Origin of the sequence: Acinetobacter sichuanensis (assembly GCF_003024515.2) — a bacterium.
GTDB lineage: Bacteria > Pseudomonadota > Gammaproteobacteria > Pseudomonadales > Moraxellaceae > Acinetobacter > Acinetobacter sichuanensis.
The window spans coordinates 1-5,569 of sequence record NZ_PYIX02000082.1; the positions used below are offsets into that span (position 1 = coordinate 1).

General features: G+C 47.9%; 2 tRNA genes and 3 rRNA genes. All 5 read right to left on the reverse strand.

The features are described from left to right. Nucleotides 1–13 precede the first annotated feature (13 nt). The 5 genes from rrf to C9E89_RS21300 all read right to left on the reverse strand — a co-directional run bounded on the left by rrf (nt 14) and on the right by C9E89_RS21300 (nt 5,410). Nucleotides 14–128: ribosomal RNA gene (rrf, locus tag C9E89_RS21280) — 5S ribosomal RNA — on the reverse strand. Nucleotides 129–305: 177 nt separating this feature from the next. Then, nucleotides 306–3,197 (reverse strand): 23S ribosomal RNA (locus C9E89_RS21285). Between the two features lie 394 nt (nt 3,198–3,591). Beyond that, nucleotides 3,592–3,667: transfer RNA gene (locus C9E89_RS21290), tRNA-Ala, on the reverse strand. A gap of 70 nt (nt 3,668–3,737) precedes the next feature. Further along, a tRNA-Ile gene (locus C9E89_RS21295) sits at nt 3,738–3,814 on the reverse strand. A gap of 59 nt (nt 3,815–3,873) precedes the next feature. Continuing rightward, a 16S ribosomal RNA gene (locus tag C9E89_RS21300) occupies nt 3,874–5,410 on the reverse strand. Together the 16S, 23S and 5S rRNA genes with 2 tRNA genes alongside form the textbook arrangement of a ribosomal RNA operon. Nucleotides 5,411–5,569 lie beyond the last annotated feature (159 nt).

Genomic DNA, 5,569 nt, shown 5'->3' on the forward strand with positions numbered 1-5,569 from the left:
TTTTAGATTTAAAAGCTGGCGATGACTTACTCTCACATGGGTAACCCCACACTACCATCAGCGCAAAGAGGTTTCACTTCTGAGTTCGGGAAGGGATCAGGTGGTTCACTCTTGCTATTGTCGCCAGCAAACTGTTTATGGATACTTACTTTGGTCTTATTTCTTCACTTTTTAGTGTATGCCAATGCTTTTTCCAAAAGAGTTATTAACAGGAATCTATTTGAGTTGGTATTGTAACTAGCTTTTTCACTAAATCAAGCATTTTGCATTGAATTTATCGAAACATACAACTGTTTGGGTGTTGTATAGTCAAGCCTCACGAGCAATTAGTATTGGTCAGCTTCATGCATCGCTGCACTTCCACATCCAACCTATCAACGTCGTAGTCTTCAACGGCTCTTTAGAGGAATAAATTCCTAGGGAAATCTTATCTTGAGGTAGGCTTCCCGCTTAGATGCTTTCAGCGGTTATCCCTTCCGAACATAGCTACCCGGCGATGCGACTGGCGTCACAACCGGTACACCAGAGGTTCGTCCACTCTGGTCCTCTCGTACTAGGAGCAGATCCTCTCAAATTTCCAGCGCCCACGGTAGATAGGGACCGAACTGTCTCACGACGTTCTAAACCCAGCTCGCGTACCTCTTTAAATGGCGAACAGCCATACCCTTGGGACCTGCTTCAGCCCCAGGATGAGATGAGCCGACATCGAGGTGCCAAACACCGCCGTCGATATGAACTCTTGGGCGGTATCAGCCTGTTATCCCCAGAGTACCTTTTATCCGTTGAGCGATGGCCCTTCCATACAGAACCACCGGATCACTAAGACCTACTTTCGTACCTGCTCGACTTGTTGGTCTCGCAGTTAAGCGCGCTTTTGCCTTTATACTCTACGCGTGATTTCCGACCACGCTGAGCGCACCTTCGTACTCCTCCGTTACTCTTTAGGAGGAGACCGCCCCAGTCAAACTACCCACCAGACATGGTCCTCGTCCCGGATAACGGGACAGAGTTAGAACCTCAATATTACCAGGGTGGTATTTCAAGGACGGCTCCATAGCAACTAGCGTCGCTACTTCAAAGCCTCCCACCTATCCTACACAAGTAAGATCAAAGTTCAATGTCAAGCTGCAGTAAAGGTTCACGGGGTCTTTCCGTCTAGCCGCGGGTACACCGCATCTTCACGGCGATTTCGATTTCACTGAGCCTCTGCTGGAGACAGCGCCCCCATCATTATGCCATTCGTGCAGGTCGGAACTTACCCGACAAGGAATTTCGCTACCTTAGGACCGTTATAGTTACGGCCGCCGTTTACTGGGGCTTCGATCAAGAGCTTCGCTTACGCTAACCCCATCAATTAACCTTCCAGCACCGGGCAGGCATCACACCCTATACGTCCACTTTCGTGTTTGCAGAGTGCTATGTTTTTAATAAACAGTTGCAGGGGCCTAGTTTCTGTGGCTGCCAACAGCTCAAGAAGCAAGTTCTATCACCATCGGCAGCGTACCTTCTCCCGAAGTTACGGTACCATTTTGCCTAGTTCCTTCAGCAGAGTTCTCTCAAGCGCTTTGGTCTACTCGACCTGACCACCTGTGTCGGTTTCGGGTACGATTCCTGTGTAACTGAAGCTTAGAGACTTTTCTTGGAAGTATGGTATCAGCCACTTTACTGTACAAGTACAGCTTGCTATCAGTTCTCAGCATAGAGTACCCCGGATTTGCCTAAGATACATGCCTACAACCTTTCACCTGGACAACCAACGCCAGGCTGACTTAACCTTCTCCGTCCTCTCATCGCATTACACAGAAGTATTGGAATATTAACCAATTTCCCATCGACTACGCCTCTCGGCCTCGCCTTAGGGGTCGACTCACCCAGCCCCGATTAACGTTGGACTGGAACCCTTGGTCTTTCAGCGAACGGGTTTTTCACCCGTTTTGTCGTTACTCACGTCAGCATTCGCACTTCTGATACCTCCAGCAGACTTCTCAATCCACCTTCATCGGCTTACAGAACGCTCCCCTACCACGTATACAAAGTATACATCCGCAGCTTCGGTACTATATTTTAGCCCCGTTACATCTTCCGCGCAGGCCGACTCGACTAGTGAGCTATTACGCTTTCTTTAAAGGGTGGCTGCTTCTAAGCCAACCTCCTAGCTGTCTATGCCTTCCCACATCGTTTCCCACTTAATATAGATTTTGGGACCTTAGCTGGCGGTCTGGATTGTTTTCCTCTTGACTACGGACGTTAGCACCCGCAGTCTGTCTCCCGGATAGTACTCATTGGTATTCGGAGTTTGCATCGGTTTGGTAAGTCGGGATGACCCCCTAGCCGAAACAGTGCTCTACCCCCAATGGTATTCGTCCGAGGCGCTACCTAAATAGCTTTCGGGGAGAACCAGCTATCACCGAGTTTGATTAGCCTTTCACCCCTATCCACAAGTCATCCCCTGGCTTTTCAACGACAGTGGGTTCGGTCCTCCAGTTAGTGTTACCCAACCTTCAACCTGCTCATGGATAGATCACCCGGTTTCGGGTCTATACCCAGCAACTATACGCCCTATTAAGACTCGATTTCTCTACGGCTCCCCTATACGGTTAACCTTGCTACTGAATATAAGTCGCTGACCCATTATACAAAAGGTACGCAGTCACCGAACAAGTCGGCTCCCACTGCTTGTATGCATGCGGTTTCAGGATCTATTTCACTCCCCTCACAGGGGTTCTTTTCGCCTTTCCCTCACGGTACTGGTTCACTATCGGTCAGTCAGGAGTATTTAGCCTTGGAGGATGGTCCCCCCATATTCAGACAAGGTTTCACGTGCCTCGCCCTACTCGTCATCATTATATGTGCCCTTTCGTGTACGGGACTATCACCCTCTACGGTAGCACTTCCCAGAGCTTTCCGCTAAAACACATATAACTTAATGGGCTGATCCGCGTTCGCTCGCCGCTACTGACGGAATCTCAATTGATTTCTTTTCCTAAGGGTACTGAGATGTTTCACTTCCCCTCGTTCGCCTCGTATGACTATGTATTCATCATACGATACCTACCTTATGGTAAGTGGGTTTCCCCATTCAGAAATCTCCGGATCACAGGATATTTGCCGCCTCCCCGAAGCTTATCGCAGGCTATTACGTCTTTCATCGCCTCTGACTGCCAAGGCATCCACCACATGCACTTAATTACTTGACTATACAACCCCAAACAGTCGTTAATCCCTACAAGTAGGATAACAACAGATCATGATGACTAATCATCACTTTCATACAGTTCGAAGTACTGTGCACTTAAGCACTGTACAGCTTCAATTTAATTCATATACCAAAACGCTTGATTCAGTTTAATCGCTAGTTTCTCATTTCTTTTATTCACTCTAATATGTCACTTGCGTGTCACATTATTGTGTTTTATTAAAACGAGTATGAACAATTTATTTCAACTCAAATATATTCTGTTAATGATTGCTCTAGCCTTCGTCAGGTCTAGAAACTGTGATAAATCACAGAAGTTAATAAGTTAAAATCTTTCGATTTTTATTTATTAATTTCTATAATCTATTTGCTTAGCTTAATCACTTATGAAGTGATGGTGGAGACTAGGAGAGTCGAACTCCTGACCTCCTGCGTGCAAAGCAGGCGCTCTACCAACTAAGCTAAGTCCCCAGCTTATCATTTAGATTCAATGTTCTGATTTTCTGTTTGCTTCAGTATTTTCATACTACGTTCGTCAGAATGGTGGGTCTGACAAGACTTGAACTTGTGACCCCACGCTTATCAAGCGTGTGCTCTAACCAACTGAGCTACAGACCCTCAGATACATTCATGAAGAACAACTTGTTGTGGATTCTTACCGATCGTCAATCTTTCGTTAAGGAGGTGATCCAGCCGCAGGTTCCCCTACGGCTACCTTGTTACGACTTCACCCCAGTCGTCGGCCACACCGTGGTAAGCGTCCTCCTTACGGTTAGACTACCTACTTCTGGTGCAACAAACTCCCATGGTGTGACGGGCGGTGTGTACAAGGCCCGGGAACGTATTCACCGCGGCATTCTGATCCGCGATTACTAGCGATTCCGACTTCATGGAGTCGAGTTGCAGACTCCAATCCGGACTACGATCGGCTTTTTGAGATTAGCATCCTATCGCTAGGTAGCAACCCTTTGTACCGACCATTGTAGCACGTGTGTAGCCCTGGTCGTAAGGGCCATGATGACTTGACGTCGTCCCCGCCTTCCTCCAGTTTGTCACTGGCAGTATCCTTAAAGTTCCCACCCGAAGTGCTGGCAAATAAGGAAAAGGGTTGCGCTCGTTGCGGGACTTAACCCAACATCTCACGACACGAGCTGACGACAGCCATGCAGCACCTGTATGTAAGTTCCCGAAGGCACCAATCCATCTCTGGAAAGTTCTTACTATGTCAAGACCAGGTAAGGTTCTTCGCGTTGCATCGAATTAAACCACATGCTCCACCGCTTGTGCGGGCCCCCGTCAATTCATTTGAGTTTTAGTCTTGCGACCGTACTCCCCAGGCGGTCTACTTATCGCGTTAGCTGCGCCACTAAAGCCTCAAAGGCCCCAACGGCTAGTAGACATCGTTTACGGCATGGACTACCAGGGTATCTAATCCTGTTTGCTCCCCATGCTTTCGTACCTCAGCGTCAGTATTAGGCCAGATGGCTGCCTTCGCCATCGGTATTCCTCCAGATCTCTACGCATTTCACCGCTACACCTGGAATTCTACCATCCTCTCCCATACTCTAGCTTCCCAGTATCGAATGCAATTCCTAAGTTAAGCTCAGGGATTTCACATCCGACTTAAAAAGCCGCCTACGTACGCTTTACGCCCAGTAAATCCGATTAACGCTCGCACCCTCTGTATTACCGCGGCTGCTGGCACAGAGTTAGCCGGTGCTTATTCTGCGAGTAACGTCCACTATCTCTGGGTATTAACCAAAGTAGCCTCCTCCTCGCTTAAAGTGCTTTACAACCATAAGGCCTTCTTCACACACGCGGCATGGCTGGATCAGGGTTCCCCCCATTGTCCAATATTCCCCACTGCTGCCTCCCGTAGGAGTCTGGGCCGTGTCTCAGTCCCAGTGTGGCGGATCATCCTCTCAGACCCGCTACAGATCGTCGCCTTGGTAGGCCTTTACCCCACCAACTAGCTAATCCGACTTAGGCTCATCTATTAGCGCAAGGTCTTACGATCCCCTGCTTTCCCCCGTAGGGCGTATGCGGTATTAGCATCCCTTTCGAGATGTTGTCCCCCACTAATAGGCAGATTCCTAAGTATTACTCACCCGTCCGCCGCTAAATCCAGTAGCAAGCTACTTTCATCCGCTCGACTTGCATGTGTTAAGCCTGCCGCCAGCGTTCAATCTGAGCCATGATCAAACTCTTCAGTTTAAAATCAATAGTGCTTTATTCAAAACACCAAATCTTGGCTCATCAATTTTCTGACAAATATTTCTCAAATAAACTTCGAGTAATTTCTACCATCAATCAATGAAAATAATTTCGATCAATCAACCAGTAAAAATCCACACAAGTTGTTCTTCATAATCT